Source organism: Campylobacter sp. RM12637, assembly GCF_020137645.1.
GTDB lineage: Bacteria > Campylobacterota > Campylobacteria > Campylobacterales > Campylobacteraceae > Campylobacter_E.
The window spans coordinates 1-25,943 of sequence record NZ_JACGAV010000020.1; the positions used below are offsets into that span (position 1 = coordinate 1).

26 protein-coding genes and 1 tRNA gene are annotated in these 25,943 nt (G+C 28.8%); 6 read left to right on the forward strand and 21 right to left on the reverse strand.

What is annotated here, in order from left to right; translation table 11 throughout:
• Nucleotides 1-73 precede the first annotated feature (73 nt).
• From AVBRAN12637_RS08480 to AVBRAN12637_RS08495, 4 genes are all read right to left on the reverse strand, one after another.
• The gene (locus tag AVBRAN12637_RS08480) at nt 74-1,375 is read right to left on the reverse strand and encodes an outer membrane beta-barrel protein (protein WP_336615705.1); all 1,302 of its coding nucleotides are present in this window, start codon (nt 1,373-1,375) and stop codon (nt 74-76) included.
• A gap of 5 nt (nt 1,376-1,380) precedes the next feature.
• Complete coding sequence (locus AVBRAN12637_RS08485; RefSeq protein ID WP_214117624.1) at nt 1,381-1,590, reverse strand: alkylphosphonate utilization protein; 210 nt, start codon at nt 1,588-1,590, stop codon at nt 1,381-1,383.
• A gap of 22 nt (nt 1,591-1,612) precedes the next feature.
• Nucleotides 1,613-1,699 (reverse strand) — tRNA-Leu (locus tag AVBRAN12637_RS08490).
• A gap of 126 nt (nt 1,700-1,825) precedes the next feature.
• Nucleotides 1,826-3,274, reverse strand: a complete 1,449-nt coding sequence (locus AVBRAN12637_RS08495; protein WP_214119728.1) for a DASS family sodium-coupled anion symporter — start codon at nt 3,272-3,274, stop codon at nt 1,826-1,828.
• A gap of 196 nt (nt 3,275-3,470) precedes the next feature.
• Here AVBRAN12637_RS08495 and AVBRAN12637_RS08500 point away from each other — a divergent pair, with 196 nt between their 5' ends.
• Nucleotides 3,471-3,860, forward strand: a complete 390-nt coding sequence (locus AVBRAN12637_RS08500) for a hypothetical protein (RefSeq protein WP_214117626.1) — start codon at nt 3,471-3,473, stop codon at nt 3,858-3,860.
• A 3-nt stretch (nt 3,861-3,863) separates the two neighbouring features.
• Here AVBRAN12637_RS08500 and AVBRAN12637_RS08505 read toward each other — a convergent pair whose 3' ends face one another.
• The 4 genes from AVBRAN12637_RS08505 to rplM all read right to left on the reverse strand — a co-directional run bounded on the left by AVBRAN12637_RS08505 (nt 3,864) and on the right by rplM (nt 7,142).
• Nucleotides 3,864-5,213 carry an APC family permease gene (locus AVBRAN12637_RS08505; protein ID WP_214142755.1) on the reverse strand — a complete coding sequence of 450 codons (1,350 nt, stop codon included), beginning with the start codon at nt 5,211-5,213 and terminating at the stop codon, nt 3,864-3,866.
• Between the two features lie 115 nt (nt 5,214-5,328).
• Nucleotides 5,329-6,306 carry an OmpA family protein gene (locus tag AVBRAN12637_RS08510; RefSeq protein WP_214150192.1) on the reverse strand — a complete coding sequence of 326 codons (978 nt, stop codon included), beginning with the start codon at nt 6,304-6,306 and terminating at the stop codon, nt 5,329-5,331.
• Nucleotides 6,307-6,331: 25 nt separating this feature from the next.
• Nucleotides 6,332-6,721 (reverse strand): 30S ribosomal protein S9, encoded by a 390-nt coding sequence (gene rpsI / locus AVBRAN12637_RS08515; protein ID WP_214117629.1) that lies wholly within the window; start codon nt 6,719-6,721, stop codon nt 6,332-6,334.
• Nucleotide 6,722: 1 nt separating this feature from the next.
• Nucleotides 6,723-7,142, reverse strand: a complete 420-nt coding sequence (gene rplM / locus AVBRAN12637_RS08520) for a 50S ribosomal protein L13 (protein ID WP_214117630.1) — start codon at nt 7,140-7,142, stop codon at nt 6,723-6,725.
• Nucleotides 7,143-7,344: 202 nt separating this feature from the next.
• Here rplM and AVBRAN12637_RS08525 point away from each other — a divergent pair, with 202 nt between their 5' ends.
• Together AVBRAN12637_RS08525 and AVBRAN12637_RS08530 are read left to right on the forward strand one after the other, a co-directional pair.
• Entirely contained in the window at nt 7,345-8,622 is a 1,278-nt protein-coding gene (locus tag AVBRAN12637_RS08525) for a major outer membrane protein (RefSeq protein ID WP_336615706.1), read from the forward strand.
• A gap of 344 nt (nt 8,623-8,966) precedes the next feature.
• Nucleotides 8,967-9,266, forward strand: coding sequence for a hypothetical protein (locus AVBRAN12637_RS08530; protein WP_239803303.1), 300 nt, complete (start codon nt 8,967-8,969; stop codon nt 9,264-9,266).
• A 193-nt stretch (nt 9,267-9,459) separates the two neighbouring features.
• On the opposite strand, the gene AVBRAN12637_RS08535 is transcribed toward AVBRAN12637_RS08530, so the two are convergent.
• From AVBRAN12637_RS08535 to ribA, 13 genes are all read right to left on the reverse strand, one after another.
• Nucleotides 9,460-10,806, reverse strand: coding sequence for a rhodanese-like domain-containing protein (locus AVBRAN12637_RS08535; protein WP_336615707.1), 1,347 nt, complete (start codon nt 10,804-10,806; stop codon nt 9,460-9,462).
• A complete protein-coding gene (locus tag AVBRAN12637_RS08540; RefSeq protein WP_336615708.1) occupies nt 10,803-11,690 on the reverse strand; it encodes a YeeE/YedE family protein in 888 nt (295 codons plus the stop codon). Before AVBRAN12637_RS08540 ends, AVBRAN12637_RS08535 begins: the two co-directional genes overlap by 4 nt.
• Before the next feature lie 120 nt (nt 11,691-11,810).
• On the reverse strand, nt 11,811-14,459 hold the full coding sequence (locus tag AVBRAN12637_RS08545) for a UvrD-helicase domain-containing protein (RefSeq protein WP_336615709.1): 2,649 nt from the start codon (nt 14,457-14,459) through the stop codon (nt 11,811-11,813).
• Entirely contained in the window at nt 14,456-16,645 is a 2,190-nt protein-coding gene (locus tag AVBRAN12637_RS08550; RefSeq protein WP_336615710.1) for a PD-(D/E)XK nuclease family protein, read from the reverse strand. The genes AVBRAN12637_RS08545 and AVBRAN12637_RS08550 overlap by 4 nt, the downstream gene beginning before the upstream one ends.
• 56 nt (nt 16,646-16,701) lie before the next feature.
• Nucleotides 16,702-17,226, reverse strand: a complete 525-nt coding sequence (locus AVBRAN12637_RS08555; RefSeq protein ID WP_336609792.1) for a FixH family protein — start codon at nt 17,224-17,226, stop codon at nt 16,702-16,704.
• Complete coding sequence (locus AVBRAN12637_RS08560; protein WP_214117638.1) at nt 17,223-17,774, reverse strand: hypothetical protein; 552 nt, start codon at nt 17,772-17,774, stop codon at nt 17,223-17,225. The genes AVBRAN12637_RS08555 and AVBRAN12637_RS08560 overlap by 4 nt, the downstream gene beginning before the upstream one ends.
• A 94-nt stretch (nt 17,775-17,868) precedes the next feature.
• Entirely contained in the window at nt 17,869-18,084 is a 216-nt protein-coding gene (locus AVBRAN12637_RS08570) for a DUF4006 family protein (RefSeq protein WP_336615712.1), read from the reverse strand.
• A 3-nt stretch (nt 18,085-18,087) separates the two neighbouring features.
• A complete protein-coding gene (locus AVBRAN12637_RS08575) occupies nt 18,088-18,930 on the reverse strand; it encodes a cbb3-type cytochrome c oxidase N-terminal domain-containing protein (RefSeq protein WP_336615713.1) in 843 nt (280 codons plus the stop codon).
• Nucleotides 18,930-19,127 (reverse strand): cytochrome c oxidase, cbb3-type, CcoQ subunit, encoded by a 198-nt coding sequence (locus AVBRAN12637_RS08580; protein WP_336615714.1) that lies wholly within the window; start codon nt 19,125-19,127, stop codon nt 18,930-18,932. The genes AVBRAN12637_RS08575 and AVBRAN12637_RS08580 overlap by 1 nt, the downstream gene beginning before the upstream one ends.
• Before the next feature lie 9 nt (nt 19,128-19,136).
• Nucleotides 19,137-19,829 (reverse strand): cytochrome-c oxidase, cbb3-type subunit II, encoded by a 693-nt coding sequence (gene ccoO / locus AVBRAN12637_RS08585; RefSeq protein WP_336615715.1) that lies wholly within the window; start codon nt 19,827-19,829, stop codon nt 19,137-19,139.
• Nucleotides 19,830-19,840: 11 nt separating this feature from the next.
• A complete protein-coding gene (ccoN, locus tag AVBRAN12637_RS08590; RefSeq protein WP_214150150.1) occupies nt 19,841-21,310 on the reverse strand; it encodes a cytochrome-c oxidase, cbb3-type subunit I in 1,470 nt (489 codons plus the stop codon).
• Nucleotides 21,311-21,375: 65 nt separating this feature from the next.
• Nucleotides 21,376-21,933 carry a 16S rRNA (guanine(527)-N(7))-methyltransferase RsmG gene (gene rsmG, locus AVBRAN12637_RS08595; RefSeq protein ID WP_214117644.1) on the reverse strand — a complete coding sequence of 186 codons (558 nt, stop codon included), beginning with the start codon at nt 21,931-21,933 and terminating at the stop codon, nt 21,376-21,378.
• A complete protein-coding gene (gene ribA / locus AVBRAN12637_RS08600; RefSeq protein WP_239803297.1) occupies nt 21,926-22,489 on the reverse strand; it encodes a GTP cyclohydrolase II in 564 nt (187 codons plus the stop codon). The genes rsmG and ribA overlap by 8 nt, the downstream gene beginning before the upstream one ends.
• Nucleotides 22,490-22,545: 56 nt before the next feature.
• Between ribA and hemB the strand changes: the two genes are divergently transcribed.
• From hemB to AVBRAN12637_RS08615, 3 genes are read left to right on the forward strand one after another with little or no spacing between them, the layout of a single operon-like run.
• Nucleotides 22,546-23,520, forward strand: coding sequence for a porphobilinogen synthase (gene hemB / locus AVBRAN12637_RS08605; RefSeq protein WP_336615716.1), 975 nt, complete (start codon nt 22,546-22,548; stop codon nt 23,518-23,520).
• A 2-nt stretch (nt 23,521-23,522) separates the two neighbouring features.
• On the forward strand, nt 23,523-24,866 hold the full coding sequence (hemN, locus tag AVBRAN12637_RS08610) for an oxygen-independent coproporphyrinogen III oxidase (RefSeq protein WP_336615717.1): 1,344 nt from the start codon (nt 23,523-23,525) through the stop codon (nt 24,864-24,866).
• 10 nt (nt 24,867-24,876) lie between these two features.
• Entirely contained in the window at nt 24,877-25,917 is a 1,041-nt protein-coding gene (locus AVBRAN12637_RS08615) for a quinone-dependent dihydroorotate dehydrogenase (RefSeq protein ID WP_336615718.1), read from the forward strand.
• Nucleotides 25,918-25,943: the final 26 nt, after the last annotated feature.

Below are 25,943 nucleotides of genomic sequence, written 5' to 3' on the forward strand. Positions count from 1 at the left end.
CAATAATATTTTTTTCATAGCGTATCCTTTCAAAATGATGCCAAATTATAGCATATTTTAAAAGGTTGTTAGCTTAAAATTTATATTTATACATTAAATTAGTGTAAAGATTATCGTAAGAATTGTATTCAATACTTGATTTTACCCTATTATATCCTAAATCAAATGAGAAGAAATTATGATGATCCATATTGTATTCAGCACCAAAATTTACTCTATAGGTTATATCGTTTCTCGTATTTAAGAAGATTTTTTCATCATATTTACTTTTAGCATAACCTAAACTTGCTTTTAATATTACTTGTTTATTTAACATATAAATAATTCCGGCAGTAGCTGAATATTCTTTATAATTATTTGAACTTTCTTTAATTCTGCTAGTTTTTTCTATATCATAAGCAATTTTTAAATAAGACATACTTCTTTGAGAAATAATCTTACTCATAGCATAAATACTATGATGATTTGAATCATTCTCTTTATTATCTTCTATCAAATAATTATTATGATTAATTGTATAGCCTAGACCAAAAGCTAGCCCACTTTCAGTATAATAATCACCTGAAATATCTGCTGTAAAGGTATTTAAATATCTTTTTTGTTTTAAAATAATATAATCATAAGACATTAAAATATTTAATTTAAATTGTCTTGATATCTCAAAACCATTATTAATTGAAGCTGTAAATACACTTAAATTCTGAAAATCTTCTTCAATTGGTTTTATATAATACTTATTATAAAAATTAATATTTATATCATAATCATATACATTATTAACTTGTTTTTTATAGCCAGCATTAAGATTAGCTAAAATACTACTAGCTGGTTGGTGCTTAGCACCTGGTATTGGAAAATTAATGCCTAATTGTGGCACTGGTAAATAACTATCTTTTAAATTCTGCTTTTTTGGGTTACTATCATAACCATATCCAAAACCAATACTCGCATAAGGTATATTTATTTCATTATTAGCTTTTTGTTGATATTTAACATTTTTTAACATACTAGCAACTAAAGCTTTCTCATCATCATTTAAGCGTTCATCATCTTTTAAATTCTCTAGTTCTAATTTAAGTAAAGCTAAATTCCCATTTTTTTGATAAATAATAGCACTTTGTAATCTCGCTTCTGTATTAGTATCATCTAATACTAAAACCCTATCATAAGCAGCTAAAGCTTCATCGTATAAACCTAATCTAAAAGCACTTTTACCCATAATTAGATTTAAATTAATATCAGAGCAAGTTTGCTTACAAATAGAACTAGCTATATCATAAGAAGTTTTATAATCTTCTTGATTATACGCATTTACTAAGTCATCAAATGGACTTGCTAATAAAGCAATAGGTAAAAATGTTAAAAATTTTTTCATAAATGTTAAGCCTTTTTTAAAAAACAAGTTTTTAAAACTATAACTCCGTGTTTATCAACTTTTGCTTCTATTTCATCATCGTTTGAAGTAAGCTTTATGTTTTTTACATTAGTTCCTCTTTTAATAGTTAAAGAACTGCCTTTTACTTTCAAATCTTTAATAACGCTAACATTATCTCCTGCTTGTAATTCGTTTCCGTTTGCGTCTTTTGGCATTTTTATATTCCTTTTTTATTTATGGTGCCCAAGGTCGGACTCGAACCGACACAGGATTGCTCCTACTAGATTTTGAGTCTAGCGCGTCTACCAGTTTCACCACTTGGGCTAAAATTGCATATGATAATAAAATTTGCTTATAAAAAAATAAAAGTGTGATATTTTAAATATATTTTACTTAATATTTGATTATGAAATTCTTGTTTTGATATTCCTATCAAAACAAGAAAAAAAATTAATTCATTCCTAACATTTCCCAATAAGGAAGACCTATTACAAGGCATAAAATAAAAGATACCATAGCCACTACAAATCCAGTAATCCACCATTCTTTTACGGTGTTATATCCAGCTCCAAAAATAACTGAAGCAGCAGGACCACCAAAATGAGTTAATGCTCCACCATAAGAATTTGTAGTAATTAATAAAAATGCTAATAAATAAGGATCAACTCCTGCACTTTTGCCTATTAAAAATAAAACCGGTAAAAGAGTTGTAATGAAAACGGTTGCACTAGCATATAAATATCTTACGATAATACTAATAAAACCAATGATTATTAATACTATCAATGGGTCTAAATCTAAATTCATATTGCCTTGAATAAATGTTCCAAGCCATTTAAAAAAGCCCAATTTATTCATCATACCTGATAGTGACATAATACCACCAAACCAAAATAATGTCCCTATACACTCTTTAGAACCTGCTATATCTTCAAATTTTAAAACGCCAAGTAATACTGATAAACTCATAGCACCAACAGCTACTGCAGTAGCATCTATATCAATCTTTAATCCAAATAAAGAACTAGCTAAAGACGGAACAGACCAACCAAGCAATGCTAGAACAAAGATTAAAACAAGCATTTTCTCACTTCTTTTCATCTCTCCTAATTCTTCTAAGCCTTGTTTTGAAATTACTACATTATCAATCTTTTTTATATCAGGGCGAACAAAAATATAAACAACTAGTGGAATTACACATAAACACACAATACCAGGAATTATCATAGCAACAGCCCAATTCCCCCAATTTAAGTGAGTTCCTAAAATATCATTTGCATAACCAATCACTAGCATATTTCCAGCCATTGCAGTTGCGAAAATAAATGAAGTCATTTTTGTACTCATATAAGAATTACACGCTAAAAATGCACCTACTCTATTTTCTGTTTCAACTTTATCTTTTGATAAAGATTGTGCGATTGAATTTACAATTGGAAAGACAATTCCACCTGCTCTTGCAGTATTTGATGGAGTTGCAGGTGATACTACTAAATCCAAAAATGCAGTAACATAGCTAAGTCTTAAAGTAGTTTTACCAAATTTACCTATTAAAAAATAAGCCCATCTTTTACCAAGACCTGTTTTTGTAAATGCAATACTTAAAGCAAATGCAGAAACTATAATCCAAGTAGTTGAACTTGCATAACCGCTTAAAGCTTGTTTTGTAGCTTCTTTTGCACCACCTAAATAAGGTCCCATAAATAGTGCAGTTCCTGCTACTGCAGTAATTAATACCATAGAATTTGGTATAGGCTTAAATACAAGACCTAAAACTGCTGAAAGATAAATACCAAACATTACCCACGCAGCTTCGCTTAAGCCACTTGGCACGGGCAAAATAGTAGCGAATAAAAATGGAATAGCAATCAAAATAATAATAGAAATTGCTCTTTTCATCATTTCTCCTTAAAAAAAATTAAAAAATTAAGATTACTTTAGCAGAATAATTCATAAAATGTATTTAAATTGTATTTAAAACTTTAAAAAATGTGTATAAAAGTAACACTTATTATAAATTATTATCTTTTTTTGAAAAAAAATATAATATATTTCATAACTTTTTATAATATGAAAAATTTAATTAGGAAAAAATATGAGAAAATTAGCTGTTTTTATTTTAAGTTTAAATTTATTTGCATACACTTTAGATTTTCCTGGAGATAAAATTCCTTTTAGTGAAAATCCAGATTGGAAAGACCCAACTATACCTAAAAATTTATATCAAAACGATGATATAAATTATGATTTGCAAAAAAAACTAAGTGAATTAGATGAAAAAAAATTAAGAAAATTAAAAAAAGCTTTAGATATATTATTTGAAGATGAAGAAGAATTACAAGAAGAAATTCCCCAAACTGAACCCATAAAAATAAAGGAACCAACTCCAGATGAATATATACAAATTAGCATCAGCGGAGAAAAACCTATAAAAAAACAAAAAAATACTTATCAAAACAATAATATTTTGATAAATATTAAATAAGCTTTATTTATTACGAGTTTTATTAAAACTAAAAATAGCAATTATTAATGCTAATATAGGAGAACTCATAATTTGTAAAAAATATATTAATTCACTTTGTTCTTCTTCGTTTGGAGTAATAAAACTTAATATTAAAGCAAATACTACGCTACTAAGACCTAATATCGCTAAAAAATAACTAAGAATTTGATTTTGTATTTTAAATTCTAATTCATTTTCACAATAATTTTTTAATTTAAAATATGCTAAAAACATTGCAATATAAGGTAAAAAATAACTAACCGTAGTAAGAGAACTAAGTAGCCAATAAATATCTTGAGATTTATTAAAAAATACACAAAATATACAAATAATACTAACTAAAAATGCCTGAAAAAATAAAGCCTTATAAGGGGTATTATATTTTGGATGTGGTTTTGCTTCATAAAATTTAATTATTCCTTCTTTTGAAGCATTAGCTAGCATATATATTGGCGCTACCAACCAAGAATTAATCTGCCCTAAAGTGCCTACAAATAAACTAAAAGCCATTAATTGACTAAGACCTTTAAAACCCAAATTGTTTTCAGCATAAGTAATTGCTTGCATAATACCATCTAATATATCAGTATCTTTTGCAGGATATATCACATTAACACAAAAAGTGCCTAAAATATAAATACCTACTATTATAAATGCGCTAAAAAATATAGCTTTTGGATAATTTTTTTGAGCGTTATCAATTTTAGCACCTATCATTGTGCTAAGCTCAAGCCCTGCAAATGCAAACATCATAGTGCTTGAAAACACTAAAGTATTTAAATCAAGTGTAATTAAATACCCTGAATTATAAGGAGTTGTGATTTTGTGATTAGTCAAATAAAACATTAAAGCTACAACTATTAAAAGCAATGTAGGAAATAAAATTCCAAAATAAACAAATACTTTATTTATTAATTTTGTATATTCAAAACCCCTATAATTTATATATGTCAAAATAAAAAAACTCAATATAGAAAATATTGCGATAAAATAAGATTTTGCCTGTAAATTAAATATATAAGCTAAAGAATTTGCTGCGAAATACAACATCATTGGGAAAAAAGCTAAACAAGATAAAAGATAACAAATCAAACAAAAATAAGCTACTTTTACTCCAAAAGCTTTATTAATCCATAAAAATATACCACCACCCTTAGAAAATCTAGAACCAAGTTCTCCACATATCAAAGCTAAAGGAATAAAAAATCCAAATGCTACAAAAAGCCATAAAATAATAGAACTAGCCCCGTATTGTGCGACATAAGGAATTTGTCTTAAAGAAAAAATCCCAATCAAATTCATAAAAATGATATCTTTTATACTCAACTTCATAATAAACCTAAAAAAATAAAATGAAGCGAATAATACTATTAAAATTGTAATAATTTAGAAGAAAAAAAGAAAAGGTTTCACATAATCTGTGAAACCTAAAAAATAATTTATAAAATTATTGGCAGATGATTTTTAATTCAACTCTGCGGTTTGCTGCACGGCCTTCTTTTGTTTTATTATCGCCGATTGCATTTTGGTCGCCAGCCCAACTTGGATTAATTCTGTCTTCGCTAACACCAGCTTTTACAAGCTCAGCTTTTACTGCTTTAGCTCTTTTTTCTGATAATTTTTTGTTATAAGCAGATGTACCGATTGAATCTGTATATCCTGTGATATTTGCAAAATATGCAGGCTCTTCTTTAATTAATTTAGCTAAACGCTCAATTTCAGGAATATAGTTAGCAGTTACATTGCTCTTATCAAATCCAAAATTAACTTTAACTAATTCTAAATCATAACATGCTTTTGGTTTTGGTTGTGGTTTTGGCTCAGGTTTAACAACTACTGGCTCAGGTTTAACTTCTACAACTGGTTGTGGAGCTGGAACAACTTCTTCTTTTTTACCATCAAAGTTAAAAATTACACCTAAAGTGCTAATTACATGGTGATCAGCGTGGCGGAATTTAATTTGGTCACGAACTTCTGCTCTTAAACCAAAGCTTTTGTAAATTTTGTATTTTAAACCAATACCATAATGACCAAACATTCCGTTTTTATTGTCATATAGATTTTCGCTGAAGTTTTCATAACCAACACCTAATAATCCATAGAAATCAAAGTTAGTATCACCAACTTTAACTGGGAATACTAAGTTTAAATAACCTCTATCAATACCCACTGGAGTATGACCTGCATTATCTATACTTTTATATTCACCTTTTTGGTGTTCATAACCAATTTCTGTTCCTACTGCACCATACATATAACCAATTCTTAATCCATAACCAAATTTATTCATTAGGTCAAGATTTCCTTCTGGAACATTGTATGTAGCGATTGGGCTTATTTCTAAGCCTTCAAAATTAATATCACTTGCATTTGCACTAACAGCTATCATTGCAGCTGCACTTAAAACTAAACTCATCTTTTTCATGAATACTCCTAATTTCAAAATCGAATTAACGTTTACTAAATTGTGGTTTTCTTCTTGCTTTTCTGCGGCCGTATTTTTTACGCTCAACCACACGACTATCACGAGTTAATAAACCTTGTGGTTTAAGTAGCGCTCTAAAATCAGCACTCATAGCAGCTAAAGCACGAGAAATTCCGTGTCTTAAAGCTTCAGCTTGAGCATTATAACCACCACCTAATGTGCTAGCTGTAATGTCCATTAAACCTTCTTGCTTAGTTACTAATAAAGGTTGAACTACCTTTAATTTAATAGCTTCGTGTCCGCCTAACCAAGTATTTAAATCAACGCCATTCACTATAATTTTACCACTTCCAGCCTTAGCCCAAACTTTAGCTATTGCAGTTTTTCTTTTACCTGTTGCATAAACTTTTGCCATTTTACTTTCCTTTTACCTGAGCTGTATGTGGGTGTTCGCTACCTGCATAAACTTTTAATTTCTTAAGCATTGCACGACCTAAAGTAGTTTTAGGCAACATTCCACGAACTGCTAATTTATATAATTTTGCTGGATTATTTGCTAATAAATCACCGAATTTTTCACTCTTAGTGCTTCCAAAATAGCCTGAATGTCTGTGATATAATTTATCATCAGCTTTGTTTGTTCCAGTAAATTCTGCTTTAGATGCGTTGATAATTACAACATAATCTCCGCAATCAACATTTGGTGTATAACAAGGCTTATGTTTGCCTTTTAATATTGTCGCAACTTCTGTTAAAAGACGACCGAAACGCTTACCTTCAGCATCTACAATTATCCAATCTCTTTTAACTTCGTTTGGCTTTGTTATTTTTGTCATGATTTTACCTTTGCCAAAATTTTTTAAAAAGCTGATTATATGTTTTTAATCTTAATAAAATCTTAAATTAAGATAATTTTAAGATAAATTAAAAATAAAATTTGACTTTTTTAAATTCTAAAAAAATTATTCCATTTAAGTTTATTTTAAAGATGGGGGGGGGGTAGAATAGCATTGCAATTTTTAAAAAAAGGATGTAAAAATGAAACTAGTAAAACTTAGTTTAATTGCAGTAATTACTGCAGGTTCAATGTCAGTTGCAAATGCTGTTGCTTTAGATGAAGCTATTCAAAATGTAGATTTATCAGGTATGTTAAGATATAGATATGAAGGAATTAGCGAAAAAAATTCATTAAAAGATAAATCTACAAAAGATACAATCCAATTACATGGATATAAAGCTCAATTAAAATTCACTTCAGATATAGCTGATAATTTTAAAGCTACTGCATTATTTCAGTATTCAAACCAAGATGCTTCATTTGCTTTAAACAAACCAGGTTTAACACCATCTAATGAAGCTTTAAGAGATAAAGTTGAAAATAATATAAATACAAGCAAAACTTTTAATATAAGAGATGCTTATTTAACTTACACGAATTACGATACCTCATTTATGTTCGGTAGAATGGAAATTGGCTCAATTTGGACTGATGATTTATTAGGAACAGGATTAAAAATCGTAAATAATAGCATTGAGAATGTAACTTTAGCAGCTTATGCTTTTGATAATTACAATAAAGATAGTGATTTAGGCGTTATTGCTACAAAAAATGATGATGATAGTATAAAAAGTGTAAGTGGTAAAAATATATATGGTATAGCAGCAATTGCTAATTTTGACCCAGTAGCAGCAGAGTTATGGGTAGCAAATATGGCTAGTTGGGGCACATTATATGCGGTAGATTTCAATGTTAATTTAGGTGATAAAGATGATTTCGCATACAATATTCACGCTCAATACGCAGGTAATAATCTTAAAAAAGATAGAAAAGATTTATTAAAACAAGCTACAGGCGACGAAGTAGCTAATGGTAATTTTTATGCTATTGAAGCTGGTTTTGAAGCATTCGGCTTAGATTTTAATATAGGTTATGCTGGTTATGGGAAAAAGGATAAAGCTACAATTAATACTATAGAAGATAGTGGCAAATTGATTAATTATGGCGAATACGCTATGAAAGATTACCAAACAGGAGCAGTAGGTAAAAAAGATTTCGTATTCGGAACAATTGGCTATACATTTGAAGATGTAAGATTTGGTGTTGATATTATTAACGGAACAAATAAAATCAAAAATGGCGATAAAACTGATAAAGAAAAATTATTTGAAGTTAAGCCACAACTATCTTATAAATATAGCGACAAATTAAACTTCTCAGCATTCTATGCTTATGGTAAAACAAAAAATTATGAAGGTATAGAAGATTGTAAAAAAGATGAAAAACTAATCAGATTTGAAGCAAAATATACATTCTAAAAATAGCTAGGCATTAAGCCTAGCACTAGATTAATTTGGCCTAACACTTATAAAAACTTAATTTAACTAATTTCAAACTCTTGGTGTTAGGCTTACTTAGTCTAGCTTTTACAACTTGCACCTTCTTTAAATACTGCTCCATAATCGTTTTTTGAATCAGGTTTAACTAAATCTAAATTCTTTTGCACTTCTAAGCTCTAATCAATCTAAACAAACAAGTTTTTTAAAACTAATAGCAATACGATTAAGTAATTTAAGGTATTACGAAAGGCTGAAAATATTTACAATGCGTTGTTTTTTTTTTTTTTTATTATTTAACACATAAATCAAAATAGGAGACAATTATGTCAAAAGATACAAAAACGATGATATGTCCTTTTTGTGATGAAGAATTAAGATTTGGTGTAAAAGTATGCAGGGGTTGTCAAGCTGAAATTACTTACGAACACGAGAGAACATTTTCGCCTGGCTGGTTTATTGCTTTTTGCGTATTAACTTATATATTATATACATTTTATGATTCAATAAATGGTTGGGTTTTTGGGATACTTGTTTTTGTTGATATTGGATGCTTTGCTAATATTTTACCTATAGATACAAAAGCAGAACCTAAAGCAAAATTTGAAAGAAGGCAATTTAGATAATTAAAAAACTATAAAAATTTTAAAAGCTCATCGCTTAATCAAAAAATACAAATTAATTTAAGCGAGAGCTTTTTTGAGCATACACTTAGCAAAACTCTCATTTTAACAATTATAATAATTTTATTTCGTGTTACATATACTCTTTATAATCATTTTATGATGATTAAAGCTATTCTTTAAGAATAGCTTTTGATTAGCTTTTACAACTAGCACCTTCTTTAAACACTGCTCCATAATCGTTTTTTGAATCAGGTTTAACTAAATCTAAATTCTTTTGCACTTCTAAGCTCTCATCCATTTGCCAAGCATTCCAGCCACCATCATATACATAAATATTTTCCCAACCATCAAGTAAAGCAATAAACCAAGCAACACTAGCTCTCCAGCCTGTGCCACAATAAAAAGCTAAATTATCATTTTTATTAATGCCTTGACTTTGCCATAATTCATATATTTCATAAGGATTTCTAAGCGTTCCATCAGGGTCGTAATAATCAGCTACATTAGATGAATTTGTCCCTGCAAATCCCCAAATAGCTCCTTTTGGCTCACCACTTTTTGGTATATAATCATAACCACTAATTTTGCCTATAAACTCATCCCAAGCCCTAATACTTACTAGCTTTAAATCCCCTTTATAATTTTTAATATCATCTGGCATTGATATATTTATATTAGCATTTGCAGGAATTATCGCTTTAAAATCACTTTCTTTATTAGGTATATTTGGAGTTTTTTCTATACTAAATCCTGCTTCTTGCCAAGAATATAGCCCACCATTTAAAAATCTAACATCTTTAACCCCAGCGTATTTTAGTGCAAAAAATACTCTTAAAGCTGCCATTTGATTTTTAGAATATAAAATTATAGTTTTTTCGCTTGTTATTCCTAAGTTTAAAAGATTATTTTCTAAAGTTTTTGCATCACTTAAATTCCAAACAGGAGCATTCTCTATTAAATCCGTATTAAAATGATAAGCACCTTTTATATGCTCGCTGTATTCATCACTATTTTCTCCCCAACTAACTTCAAAAACCATAAAGTCTTTGCCATCAAAACTCTCAACTTTTTTGCCTTGCATTAAATCATTTAGCCATTTAGGATAGACTGCTAGTTGATAATTTTTAAGTTTTACTAAATCATTATTATTTGCATAATCTATAAAATCAGCATAAATCTCGCCTTTATAACCACGAGCTAAAAACTCCGAGCTAACTTTTTTTATCTCATCTAAATTAGAACCATAAAATACGAGCTTTTTACCCTTTGTAATGCCTTTGCCTTTGAAATATTCTTCAAATTTTTTATTTTCAACAAAATCCATTGATAAAGCACTAATATTTAAAGCCCCTTTAATATGACCGCCGTTTTTTGCCCCATCTTCGCTAAAACCATTATAATAACTATCAATTCTTGTATCAATTATCAAATAATCACTATTTAATCTAGCTTTAAACTCATCAGTATTTAATAATTTAACATTATCAGCATTAAAACAAGCACTAAAAATAAGTGCAAACAATAAAATTAATTTTTTCACGATACTCTCCTTAAAATAATCAAAAATCCAAAAAGCATAAAAGGTAAAAATATAAAAGCTTGAAAGCTAAAATAAGCACTAGCTATTAAAATATTTGCCACATTGCAACCACTTGCAAGAGAAGCTCCAAAAGCCATCAAAAAGCCTCCAATTACACTAAAATATCCTTGTTTTAGCGATACACCTTGAAGCGAAAATGATTTTAAATTCGCAACAATCCCACCTAAAATACAACCAAATAAAAAATAAACTCCAGAATCTAAATACCTATATTGATTGGTTACTAGATATAAAATCATATTTTTACTAGGAACTGATAAAGTAAAACTAAAACCAATCATTTTCCACATCAAAAGACTTAAAATTGCTAAAACTATTGCTAGAATGCTGATTTTTTTGGCTTTATAGATTAAATATATACTTAAAATTCCAAGTAAAATCACTAAGATAAAAGGCGAAATATTTAAAAAAGTATGAATATTAGTAAGCTCGTTTTTTGTAAAAATATCTATATATTTTTTAAATATTCCATTGAATAAAGCCATACTAAAAGCAAAAGAAAAAGCCGTTATTAAATAAGAACTATTATTAATAACCCTAGTAAAACTACCACTAACACAAGCCTTGCTAAACGCCATGCCAATGCCAAATGCAAAGCTACCTATAATAGTAGCAAGTATTGAGAATTTAAACTCGGGTATGGTAATTAGTTTAAAATGTTCTAATGTGAATAAGCCAAGAGATTGTAAAAATATACAAAAACTTAAAGCACTAACAAATGAAAAATCTTTAAAATAAAAAAGATTTCTAAAACCAGAAAAAAAGCAAAATCTATATCTTGCTAATAAAAATCCAAAAACAATTCCAAATATAAGCGTATTCATTACCTAATGACTTTCTAAAATATTTTAGAAATTATATGTTTTGAAAAATAATAAATCTTAATTCATATTTAGATTATGAATTAAGATTTTCACCACAAAATCAATTTAGTTTTAAAGAATTTAAATTCTTTTTAATTTAAATTCTTCGTTTTCGTAAAATACTACATAAGAGCTAATTTTGTGATTAGAAAATCTAGTTTTTATAAAGTTTTCATAGGTTTTTAGCTGTTTTTCATAAGATTTATTAAAAAACGAGCTTTTATAATCAATTATCTTAACCCAATCATCGCTAATAGCTAATAAATCTATTCTATTTACTTTATTTTCATATAAAAAGTTATATTCTTTAATCAAATTATGATTTTTGATTAGTTCTTTAAACTCCACACATTTAAGCAAATCTTCGCAAAGTTTTTTTAATTTATCAAAATCCACTTGATTAAACTTATTATATGCAAGTCTTAAACATTCATTCAAGCTTTCATCATTAAAATCACTCAATTCACAAAAATAGTGAAATGCGTTTCCAAGCATAATCGCATCAGTGCTAAACTCTTTAGCCTTTACATTTTGAAGTGGCACGCAAGGATTAAACTCATAGCTAATATTTATAACACTTGCTTCGTTTTCTTTATATCTAAAATTAAGCAAATCATCATCTAAACTTTCATTAGCAATTTCATTATAATTAATCCCGCTAAGTCCAGCTCCATCATTCATAATAATACAAAGAGAGCTAATCGCTCTTGTATAAGCTACATAATAAGTATTTATCTCATCAGTTTTTTTCGTATTCTCATAAATTTCAAGCTTTTTTGCATAATCTTGATCATAAAAACATCTAAGATTTCTAATAGCACTAGCGTCCTTTTTGAAGCCATACCATTTGTGGCTAGAAAAATCATATTCAATTTTAAGCCCTGTATCGTGTGGAGGGGTTTTACTTAAATGAACGCAGATTAAATGCTCAAATTGTAAACCCTTGCTCTTGTGAATTGTCATAATATTTATGCCTTTTGCTTCATTGTTTGATGCAAGTTTATTACTAAGATTAAAGATAGTATCTAAAAAATCTTTAGAACTAATTTCATCTAAAAACTCTAAAACATACTCATCTTTACATAAATCAAGATGAATTATTATCTCATTATAAATCTCATAAGCACTTTTTGTAATATCAATTTTAAGCCTTGAATAATCCTTGCCTAGCACAGACTTTACAAAAAAGCCATAAATCTCATCTCCTAAAATAGAGTATTTTGCAAATTCTATTAAGACCCTAACGCTCATTTTTGAAACTAATAAAGAGTTATTATTTACATTAGTTTTCAAACCAAATTCATTTAAAAAATTAGCTATTTCATTTGCGTTTGCATTATCTCTTGTAAGTATGCAAATATCATCTAATTTTGCTCCGTTTTGTAGCAAACTTGCAATCTTTTTATAAACATCGTTTAAGTAATTTTCGGTGATTATTTTGCTTACAACTCCGTTTTCTTTACTTGCAACCAACTGCTCGTAATAATCATCATAAAGATTTTTAAAATTATTATTTACAAACTCTACTATGGCTTTTTTACTACGATAATTAGTATCAAGATTTTGCAAGCTTATATTATAGGTTTTGTTTTTGTGAAATAAATCAAATACTTCTTGTTTAGCACCCCTAAATGAATAAATTGATTGCTTTTTATCCCCTACATAAAAAAAGCTTTTTTGCTTATCATCTATGCCAATTCCAGCCACTATTTCTTCAACTATTGGCTTAATGATTTCGTATTGAATAACCGAAGTGTCTTGAAACTCATCTATTAAAAGATGGCTTAGATTTGAATTAAGTCTAAAATAAAAAAGGTCTTTTAAATCCTTATTTTGCAATATTTTATGAACATAAATCGCCACATCGCTAAAGCTTAAAATATTTTGCTCTTTATGATAATTTTTCGCAACTTCGCTAAATTTGTCTAAATAATTAAAGCATAATTTTAATTGATTGCTCTCTAAAAAACCATAATATTTAGCAACGATTGATAGTAATTCTTCATAAGCTGCTGCAAAAGTTGGTAAATCTAGGGCTTTTTGTATATTTGATTTGCTAGCGTCTAAAAATGAGCTAGAAAGTAAAGAATTTAAATCCGTAATTTTGCCAAGCCATTCATCTACTTTTTTATTTGCTCCAGTAAAATTATCTTTAAGCCTTAAAAACTCATCAAAAGGATTTATAAAAGTCGTATCATTTATGATTTTTTCGCCTGTATAATTTAAATACAAACTCTCAAGCCAGTTTAAAAAATCTCCTAAACTCATATTAAAATCTTTTAAATCTCTTACTAACTTTATAGCTTCATTTGTATCTAAAGACTTTAAAAACTCTTCTTTAATATCTAAATAATCAATGAGTTCAGCATCTACGCTTAAGCCTTCGTGTGTTGCAAAAAGCCTTAAAATCTTAGAAAAAAAGCTATCAAAAGTATAAATCCTAAGCTCATCTTCTTTAAAGTTTTTTAAGAATTTATTTCTTGTATTTATGATTTGCTCGGCACTTAAACCTAATAAATCTTGCAAAAATTGAAGCTCGGCAGCTCTATTTTCAAGCTCTAAAAATACCTTTGTAATTCTCTCTTTCATCTCATTTACGGCTTTTTTTGTAAATGTAAGAGCTACTATATCATTAATACTCGCCCCACTTAAAACTAAAGCAATATATCTAACACTTAGAGTAAAAGTCTTGCCACTTCCAGCACTTGCTGCTAATGCGATATGTTTCATACTCTATCCTTTTTATTGATTATTAAATGATAATAGCCATAAGCATTTTCACTTTTTTCTAAGACAAAGCCATCTTTAAGAGTTGCAATATCGCTTTCAATCTCTTGAGATAATTTATTAAAATTTTTACATTCAAACACCGCCCCACGAGTGCTTTTTAAATAAATTAAAGCTGTTTGTATTGTAGGCTTATCTAAAAGCATTGCGTAAAAGGCTAATTGTTTTTCGTGATTTTTAGTAGAATTTGGCTTGTTTGTAGTCTTATAATCAATTATTAGCTCATCACTTATCCTATCAGCTATCCCGTAAGCATCAATATTTGCAATTTTACCCGCAAGCTTTTCTTCACAATTTGCACTTGGCTGATTGTTGTTAATATAATATGCGATTTCATCTAAATTATCGTATATTAAAGCATAATCAATTGGGTTTAATTTGTCTTTTAGCTCTTTTTCAAATTCTTGTTTTAAATTCTTAAAATCAGCGTTTTGTAAAAACTCATGTACCATAGTCCCAACTGCTGCTTTTTCGTTTGAATTGCTAGGCTCACTTAATTCTAAAATGTATTTTAAATAATACTCATAAGGTGAGTTTAAATAGCACGATAATCTTGAAAAACTAAGCGGTTTTGCAAAAAAATTATGATTTTTTATAAGTTCTAAATCAGGCTCAAATATATTTTCATTTGCTTTTATTTTGCCATTGAGTGCATTTAAAAACGACTCCATAAGCCCTTTTTCATCTACGATTTGTCTTTCGCAACTAAAATCTTTTAGCATTCTAGCGGGTGATTTTTCTTCGTTTTCAAGGTATAAAACAAAAACTTCTTTGGCATTAAAAAGCTCTTTATAATAATGCCTTTGTAAATTTTCTCTATCAGCATAGCTAATTAGCCCAGCCTTTGTGCGAACAGCATTGTTTAAAAACATTTCACTAACACTTCGCTTTGGTACTAAATCATCATTAAAATCAAGAACAATTACTAAATCATATTTCATTCCACGACTTTCAAGCATACCTAAAGCATCGACATTTCCGCCGTTTGTGTGAGAAATTTTAATATTATTAGCGTCAAGTAATTTTATGATTTGCTCGTTTGTTAGCTTAAACTCATTATTTAAAATCTTTATATCATTTAGGCGGTTTTTTAGGATTTCTTTAACTTCAGCGTTTTTGCTAAGGCTTAATAGTTGCTCTTTTAATTTATCAAAATTACTAAAATCAAGTTCGCTTGTATTTAATAATCTTTTTTGCACTAAAGCCAACTCATCATCACCTAAAATCGCATTTAGTTTTTGTGCTATTTCGTTTGAGTTTAGCCCACTTGCAATATTTAAATAATTATGAATATCAATGGCTTTTAAGCTAGTTGCAATGCTTTCATCAGGCATAATAAGTGCTATTTGTTTATCGTTTTCATAATATTTTGATATTAGACTAAGTGCGTAAATGTATTGATAAATTGAACTTTTAAACGAAGCAATTTTTAAGGTATTGTTATAATTTAGCTTAGTTTGCTCTAGGATTTGCCAAAAATTATTAAAACTTAGAGTATAAGTATGATTTGGCTCAAAATCTATTTTAAATGATTTTTTTAAAAGATTTATATTGTAATCGCTTACATTTGTGATGATTTTTACATCTATTTTATCCGAAATACTCTCAAAGAATTCTAATTCGTATTGCTTTAAAAAGCCGTTTAGATAAAAGCTAATTGATTTATATTGACTAAGCAAAAACCAATTAGCTTTTAAATCTTTAATAGTTATATCATCATATAAATTTTGATTATTTAATTCGTTTTTATAATGCTTTAAACACTCTTCTAAAATGTCTAAATACTCATCAAAAAAGCTATATAAATCATTATTTCTTAAATCATCTATACTTACTTTTTGGCTATTTAATTCGCTAAAAAATGAGAATAAATATTCTTTATTTTTTAAAAAACTTAAAAAATCATTTGAAAAATTAAGCTTTTTATAATCTTTAGTTTTATTACAAGCCCTACTCATAGCAATGATTTGCTCTACTTCAGTCGCTCTTCTTTTATCATTTATTGCGAAATCTTGCAAAAACTCATTAATACTAATTGTAGTTGGAAAAAATCCTTCATTTTTAATACTTGCTAAGTAGTTTTTAATTTGCCTTAAATTAGAAAATACAATCAAATCCTTTTTATACATTTATTTTCCTTTTAAAAGATTATTATGAGTAGTTATAGCGTAAAAAAGCTTTAATATTAAGCTTTTTTACATTGATTTTTGCAAAGTTCAAGTTTATAAAATTTTGAAAGTTCGTTGATTTTAAAATCAATCAATAAAGTCCAGCGTCCATTAGAAATATCTCCTAAATCAGCTTTAAATTCTTTTAAATTATCATCATAATTTACGATGATTTCTTTATCTTCATATTTTGTGTGTGGTCTTGTTAATTTTGCCTTTACGCTTATATTGCTTGCTTTTAAATTAGACTTTTCTTTAACTTGTAATATCACTTCATTATCTACAAATACCGCTGGGCGTTTAGTAACTTCTAATCTTGTTTTATCGCCTAAAACCCTAAAAGCAAAATTATCTAAAAATAATTTTTCGTTTTCTTTGATTTTTGCGTAATTATTCTCAACATCTTGGTATTTTAAAAAATAACTTTCATCTTCATCTACTGGATAATCAAAAGATAAATAAACGGTGTAAATACAAGCAATCATCATAAAAATAATTGAACCAACAATCAAATAAGGCCAATGTCTTCCTTCTTTTATCATTTTTTCTTTACCTTTCTTCTAATTAAAACTACTATAAAAACAATAGTAAAAATATAAAAAATAGTTCTAATTGTATTTATAATATTATCATTTAAATCCCCGTAAGAATACTCAAGTTCTACACCTTTACTACTTGCAATTACATCACACAATTCAGCAAACCCATTTAAAATCGCTGCATTTACTAAATCTTTTCCTTTAGGTTGAGTAAGTATTGGCAATATTGCACCTTGTTTTGGGAAAAATCCATATTTTAAATAATAATATTCGGTAACACTTCTAAAATCTAATCCTAAATCACTTATAACATCTAACTTTTTATCTTTAAGGCTAATTACTATAATTGCATAATTTTTATCAGTTTTAATACTTTGTTTTAAATCTTTAAAAGGAATTTCATTTGATATCAAAACACTTGTTTTAATACCTGTTTTTTGCTCTAAATCATTACTTAAAATATTTATTTCATTTAATACTTCATTACTTAAAGGCTCTTGTGAAAATAAATTCACAAGAGCTAAAAGCATTATAATTATTAGCTTTTTCATCCTATACCTAAATGATTAGGAGTTAAAACTGACCAAGCAGTAATTAAAGCTAAAACAACTACTCCAATAACTATTACCTTTTCTAATAACTTGCTCATCTTGCGTCCTTTCTGAAATCTTCTAAACTTCTATTTTCACGCATTTTAACATCTTCTATTTTTTCTAGTTTATAAGGGTTTCTTATTTCTTTTTGTTGAACATTTAAACCCCAAATAGTAAGCCCAACTAGGATTGATAATAATAAAACGGTAGCTATTAACATACCTGTAATTCCGTGTAATCCAAACACATTTCTATTATGATTATCCATTTTTTACTCCTTTGATAATGTGCTTACATAACGAGCAACTGCATCTACTTGTTCATCGCTTAACATTGATTTAAAGCTTGGCATTGCTCCTATTACTTTTACACTTGCATCAGCACTTGCTATCTTACCACTAGCTAAAACCATTTTAATAAAATCAGGTTTAGTATAAATATTTAATGCAGGTGCTACACCTTCAGTGCCTTCTCCATTTTCTCCGTGACAAGCTGCACAAGTTGTTTCAAATACATCTTTACCAACTTCACCTTGCATTCCATTTGCTACATAAGTTGCAACTGCTTTTGCATCATCTCCTTCAACTAACCCAGCTGGCATTTCTCCGTATCCTAAACCTGTTGAGCCATTTTCTAAAACATCTAAAATTCCAGCAACGCTACTCCAATTAGTTAAATCTTGAGCTTTACCATTAATTCCAGTTGCTTCAGCACCATGACAAGGAGCACAATGTAATAAAAATACATTTCTACCCATATTTAATTTAGACTCATCATCAAATGCTATATATTTTTCTTTATATTTTGCATTATGGTTTGCTACTTCTTCATTGTATTCACCTATTGATGAATATTTGTTTAGTGGAAAACCTATTAAAAAATACCAAATAGCAAATATTATTAAAACAACAAACATAACAGCCCAACCTATTGGTAATGGATTTTTATATTCACTAATTCCATCCCATTCATGTTCGCTTGTTTCAACGCTTTCTTTTTTAATTTTCATTTGTTTAAATACATTTAAACTTACTATTAATACTACTGCAATAATTACAATTGCACCGATTATAGAAAGTAAATTTACATTATCAGAAAGATTTAACCATTTCATCACTTTCTCCTATTTTCTAATAAAGATGAATCAATATCATCATCTAATGCAAGATTTGCATATTTTTCATAATCTTTTTTACCTTCTCTTTGAGCTTTATATAAGTGCATTATATACGCATAAAGCACAAAGGTTAAAAACGCCACAAGGAAAAAATAAGCATGTCCTTGATATTGCACAAGTTCAACCAAACTCATAATTCTTCCTTACTTTAAGCTATTTAAATACGCAATTAATGCAACTATTTCTTTAATTTCGCATTTACTATCAAGTGCATTTGCACGGCAAGGTTCAAACGCTTTTTTTACTTCTTCATCACTCATTGCATCAACAATAGGTGTGGCTTGTTCTACCATCATTTTACGAGCTTCTTCATAAGTTCCTAATTTTGGATATCCTTCTTCATCATAAGGAACATTAAAAACTTTTTTAACAGTTAAAGCTTCAGCATAAGCTGTATCTAAATCTGAATTCTTTTTAAATAAATGTGGGTATTCAGGCATAATTGAGCTAGGCACTACAGAAACAGGTTTTTTCATATGATTTTCATGCCAATCAGTAGTTCTATAATTACCAACTCTCATTAAATCAGGACCTGTTCTTTTTGAACCCCATAAAAATGGTCTATCATAAGCATATTCACCTGTTTTTGAATAAGCACCATATCTATCTGTTTCTGCTTTAAATGGACGAATTAATTGTGAGTGACATGCATTGCAGCTTTCTTTAATATAAACATGACGACCTGCAAGTTCTAAAGCTGTATAAGGCTTTTTACTCTCAATTGGTCTAGCGTTAGGACTAAATGCAGGTAGAATTTCTACAACACCAGCATAAGCAATAACAACAAATACAAATACCGCAAAAAAGAAAGGATTTTTTTCTAACCAACTAAACATTTTTTACCTCCTTACGCTTGCATTGGACTTGCTGATTTTGGTTCAACTTCAACGCTTCTGCTTGAAGTAACTGACTTATAAATATTATAAGCAAACATAAAAAATCCTATTAAATATAATAAACCACCAATAGCTCTTATTATAAAATAAGGATGTAGTGCTATAACAGTATCAATAAATGAATAAGTTAGAGTTCCATAATCATCATAAGCTCTCCACATCATACCTTGAGTAATTCCAGCAATCCACATTGAGCTAAAGAATAATACAATTCCTAAAGTTTGGATAGTAAATTGGTATTCCATAATTTTTTTACTATAAATCTCTTTTTTAAATACCCTTGGAGTCATATGATAAATTGCAGCCATAGTCATAAATCCTACCCAACCAAGTGTTCCATCATGCACGTGTCCTGGAATCCAGTCTGTAAAGTGTGCTAGAGCATTGATTGATTTAACTGATTGAATTGAACCCTCAAGTGTGCTGAACATATAAAATGTTGAAGCAAAAATCATAAACTTAATTAATGGGCTTTCTTTTACTTGGTGCCATTCACCTTTCATTGTAAGTAAGATATTGATTGCACTACCCCAACTTGGTAATATTAATACAACAGAGAAAATTGAACCCATTGTTTGCATCCAATCAGGAACGGTTGAATAAATCAAATGGTGTCCGCCTGCCCATAAATATATAAACATTAAAGACCAGAATGAAAATAGTGATAATTTATAAGAAAATACTGGCTGACCACTTTCTTTTGGTAAGAAATAATATATTTCAGCAATAATTGCAACCGTGAAAACAAAAGCAACCGCATTATGTCCCCACCACCATTGAATTAAAGCATCATTACTTCCTGCATACATAGATACTGAATGAAGCCAAGAACCCATTCCTGTAACTAATTTTGTAGGAACTTCCATATTATTAAATAAATAAAGCATTGCCACGCCTAAAAATGTCGCAATGTAATACCAAATAGAAATATAAAGACTTTTTTCACGGCGAATTCCAATAAGTCCAAAAATTCCCATACCCCATAAAACCCAAATAACAACAACTGCTATATCAAAAGGCCATTCAAGTTCTGCGTATTCTTTTGAAGTTGTAACACCAGCAAAAAGACTTACAACAGCTAATAATATAGTAATCATAAAGATTATAAAATGAGCTTTACCTATGAACATTAAGAATTTTGATTCTCTTAATGAAACTTTTAAAACTCTTTGACCTACATAATACCAAGTAGCCCAAATACCTGAAAGCATAAAGCCATAAACAACTCCGTTTGTATGAAGTGGTCTTAGGCGGCCAAATGTAGAATATTCACCTGCAATATTATTTAGCTCAGGAAATGCTAATTGAAACGCGATTAAAGTTCCAATTCCCATACCGATTATGCCAAACAAAATACATGCGAACATAAACCACTTAGCTACGGTATAATCATAGCCAAGATTTTGCGATGGATTTGCCATAACTGCTCCTTAAATAGAAATTAAAATAATCTGCTAATTATAATCTTAAAAAAAATAAACTAAGCTTAATTTGTAATAATTTTGAAATCTTTTTTATAAAATTCTAAAAAAATTCTATTATTTCTCTCGTGTAATTTATATTCATTTAAGCAATCTAGCTCATCTTTTACGAATGAGCCTTTGTATAAAATAAATTTCGTATTATCATTGGTTATATCATTACATAAAGTAACAATTAGTTCTGTTTTTGCAAAAGCTCTTGAAGTTATCAAATCACATTTTAAGTCTTTTTCACATTCAACTTTTATAGGTTTAATAAACACATTATCTAAATTAAACTTAGCTTTAATTAGCGATAAAAATGCTGATTTTTTATAACTTGGCTCATACAAATAAAAATTACAATCTCTTTTTAAAAAAGCTAAAAATATAGCAGGAAAACCAGCACCTGAGCCAATATCTGCTATATTAATTCCTGATTTAAATTCTACGAAATTAAGTATTTCAATACTATCAAGTGCTGCTGCTTTTATATCTTTTAATCTTGTAATATTATGAACTTTATTGTATTTTTTTAATTCATCTTCATATGAATTTATAAAAGCTAAAAATTCATTATTCATTTAGCATATGCCCCATTTTGCAAGATTTAACTTTTAGATATTGTTTATTGTATTCATTGCTTTGCATTATTAATGGTATGCGTTTTACATCTTTACTAATAGCTTTTAATTTTAAAGGATTATTTGTAAGCAATCTTACGCTTTTAATTTTGTAATATTCAAGTATAAAATCAACTATTTTATAATCTCTTTCGTCATCTTTAAAGCCTAGTTTTAAATTCGCTTCAAGTGTATCAAATCCATTATCTTGTAAATTATAAGCATTTACTTTATTAAATAGACCTATTCCACGACCTTCTTGACGAAGATAAATAACCATTCCGCCATTTGCTTCAATATATCTTAAAGATGCTTTTAATTGGTCTCTGCAATCGCATTTAAGAGAGCCTAAAGCATCACCTGTAAGGCATTCAGAATGTATGCGAACATTAATCTCATCACTAATTTCGCCTTTCATAATTACTAAATGCTCTTTTTCGTTTTCTTTAAAAGATTGGATAATAAAATTTCCAAATCTTGTAGGTAAATTTGCTTGTTTTGAAATTTCAACTAACATTGTTTAACTCTTTTTTGATTTAATTAGCCTTAATTATACAAAAAAAGGAGTTTAGTGTGCGTAAATTTAGACGACTTAGAAAAAGCCCTATAATTAGGGATTTAGTAAAGGAAAACCAACTTAGCTTAAACGATTTGATTTACCCTTTATTTGTAGTAGATAAAAAAAGTGCAAAAATTGAGATTAAATCAATGCCAGGAGTTTATCAATTAGGATTTGATGAATTACTAGCAGAATGTAATGAATGTTTAAAGCTTGGAATTAAGAGTATTTTATTATTTGGCGTATTAGATGAAAGCGCAAAAGATAGTTGCGGAAGTGATGCAATGAGCGATAATGGGCTTATAGCTCGTGCTATTAGAGCTATTAAAGAGCGTTTTGGTGATAGCTTATATTTAATTGCTGATTTATGCTTTTGTGAATACACAGACCACGGACATTGCGGAGTATTAGATGAAGATGGGTATTTAAATAATGAAATTACGCTTTTAAATTCTAGCAAACAAGCTTTAGTAATGGCTAGAGCTGGTGTGGATATGATTGCACCTAGTGGAATGATGGATGGAATAATAAAAACTTTAAGAACTACTTTAGATGAAAATGGCTTTGATACATTACCAATTATGGCTTATTCAACCAAATTCGCAAGTGCATACTATGGACCTTTCCGTGATGTGGCTAATTCAGCTCCTAAAAAAGGCGATAGAAAAGCTTATCAAATGGATTATGCAAACGGAAAAGAAGCTTTACATGAAAGCTTAGAGGATGAAAAGCAAGGTGCTGATATATTAATGGTAAAACCTGCTTTAGCATATTTAGATGTAGTTAAAGAAATTAGCCAAAACTCACTACTTCCACTATGTGTTTATAATGTAAGCGGGGAGTATTCAATGCTTAAAAATGCTGGAATAGCTGGGCTTGTAGATTATCCAAAAATCTTAATGGAAACTATGATTAGTTTTAAAAGAGCGGGTGCAAAACTAATAATCACTTATCACGCTAAAGAATTAGCCGAAATGTTAAGGGGATGAAAATGGATTTTAGTGTATTAGCAAAATATCAAACAAGTGGCCCAAGATATACTTCATATCCAACAGCTATTGAGTTTGGCGAAGATTATAAATATAATGATTTTATAAAAGATTTAGAAAGTAACGAAAATAAGCCTTTATCGCTTTACTTTCACTTGCCGTTTTGTCGTTCGGCTTGTTATTTTTGTGGCTGTAATGTAATTTATACAGCTAATGAAGATAAAAAAGAAAGGTATTTAGATTATATTTTAAGAGAGCTTGATATTTTAAAAACTCATCTTAAGACAAAAAAAGCTATTCAAATGCACTTTGGCGGTGGAACGCCTACATTTTTTAGTGCAGCTCAACTTGAAATCTTGCTTAAAAAAATTAATGAAATATTTGAGTTTTTACCTGATAGTGAGCTTTCTTGCGAGATTGACCCTAGATTTTTAAATGTTGAACAAATGAGCGTATTTGCAAAATACGGCATAAATAGAATTAGCTTTGGTGTGCAAGATTTTGACCCTAAAGTGCAAAAAGAAATTCATAGAATTCAACCTTACGAAATTACAGAAAATGCAGTAAAACTAGCAAGAGCAAATGGAGTAAAAAGTATAAATACTGATTTAATTTACGGACTTCCTTACCAGGATTTAAACTCATTTAGCAAAACACTTGAGACAATTTTAAAAATAAATCCTGATAGACTTGCTGTATTTAATTACGCTCATGTGCCTTGGATTAAAAAGAATATGAGAAAATTTGATGAAAGCACTATTCCTGAAGCTAAAACTAAGTTAGAAATTCTAAAACATACTGCGAAATTTTTAGGCGAAAATGGCTATAAAATGATAGGAATGGATCATTTTGCAAAACCTAATGATGAATTATTTAAGGCTTTAGAAAATGGCACACTTCATAGGAATTTTCAAGGTTATACTACAAAAGGTGGGGCTATTTTAGTTGGCGTTGGGCTTACTAGTATTGGAGAAGGACTTAATTATTACGCACAAAATTATAAAGATTTAAACCTTTATGAAGCAGCTATTGATAATGGCAAATTACCATTTCATAGGGGAATTAAACTTAATAATGATGATTTAATTAGAAAAGCTGTAATAATGAGTTTAATGGCTAATTTTAGTCTTAATATTAAAGCAATTGAAAAAGAATTTAAAATAGTATTTTGGGATTATTTTAACGATGCAAAAGAATATTTAAAAACTTATGCTGAATTTTTACAAATTAGTGATGATGAAATAAAAGTAAATGAAACAGGCACATTATTAATCCGTAATATTTGTATGGGATTTGATGCTTATATGAAAAATAAAGGTGAAAAGACCTTTTCAAAAACATTATAAAGGTAAGTAAATGTATGAATTAGCAAAAAAAGTTATATTTAAGTTTGACCCTGAAGATATGCACCATTTAGTAATCAAAGCTCTTAAAACTCAAAGATTTTTAAAAGTAGTTGATTATAAAAAAACTTATAAGAATTTAGAAAATGAATTAATCAATATGAAATTTTCTAATCCTATTGGACTTGCAGCAGGATTTGATAAAAATGCTGAAGTGGTAGCTCCTTTAGCAAATCTTGGCTTTGGTTTCATTGAAGTCGGAGCAATCACTCCTAAGGCTCAGCCAGGTAATCCTCGCCCAAGAATTGAAAGATTAGTAGATGAGCTTAGCATTCGCAATGCAATGGGGTTTAATAATGATGGCGTAGAAGTTGCAAAAGCAAATTTAATGCGTGAGAATTTCTCAAAACTACCTCCACTTTTTATAAATATAGGTAAAAATAAGGTTACACCTAATGAAGAAGCGATAAATGATTATGAGGTTTTAGTTCGTGAGCTAAAGCCTTATGCAGACGCTTTTGTAATTAATATAAGTTCGCCTAATACTCCAAATCTAAGAGATTTACAAAATGCTAAATTTATTGAAGAAATTTTTACTAGACTAAATGCTATTAATGATGTGCCAAAATTTATAAAATTTGCTCCTGATATGGACTTTGGCTTGGCTACTGAATTAAGTCTAACAGCTTTAAATGCTAATGCTTGTGGAGTGATTTTAAGCAATACTACACAAGATTATTCGCTTAGCAAAAAGCCTGATTTAACTAAGGCAGGTGGTCTAAGTGGTAAAGTATTAGCCGAAAAGTCTTTAAATATGCTAAAAGCAATCGCACCAAGCGTGCATAAAAAAGGCATAATTATTAGTAGTGGCGGGGTATTTGACGCGGCTCAAGCTTATGAGCGTATAAAATGGGGTGCTAGTTTAGTTCAAGTGCTTTCATCTATGATTTTCGTTGGACCTAGAATTGCTAGAAATATAAATGATGAGCTTACAAAATTAATAGAAAACGACGGCTTAAGCTCAATTAATCAAGCCATCGGCGTAGAATTATAAGAATTTGAAATTCCTATTTCAAATTC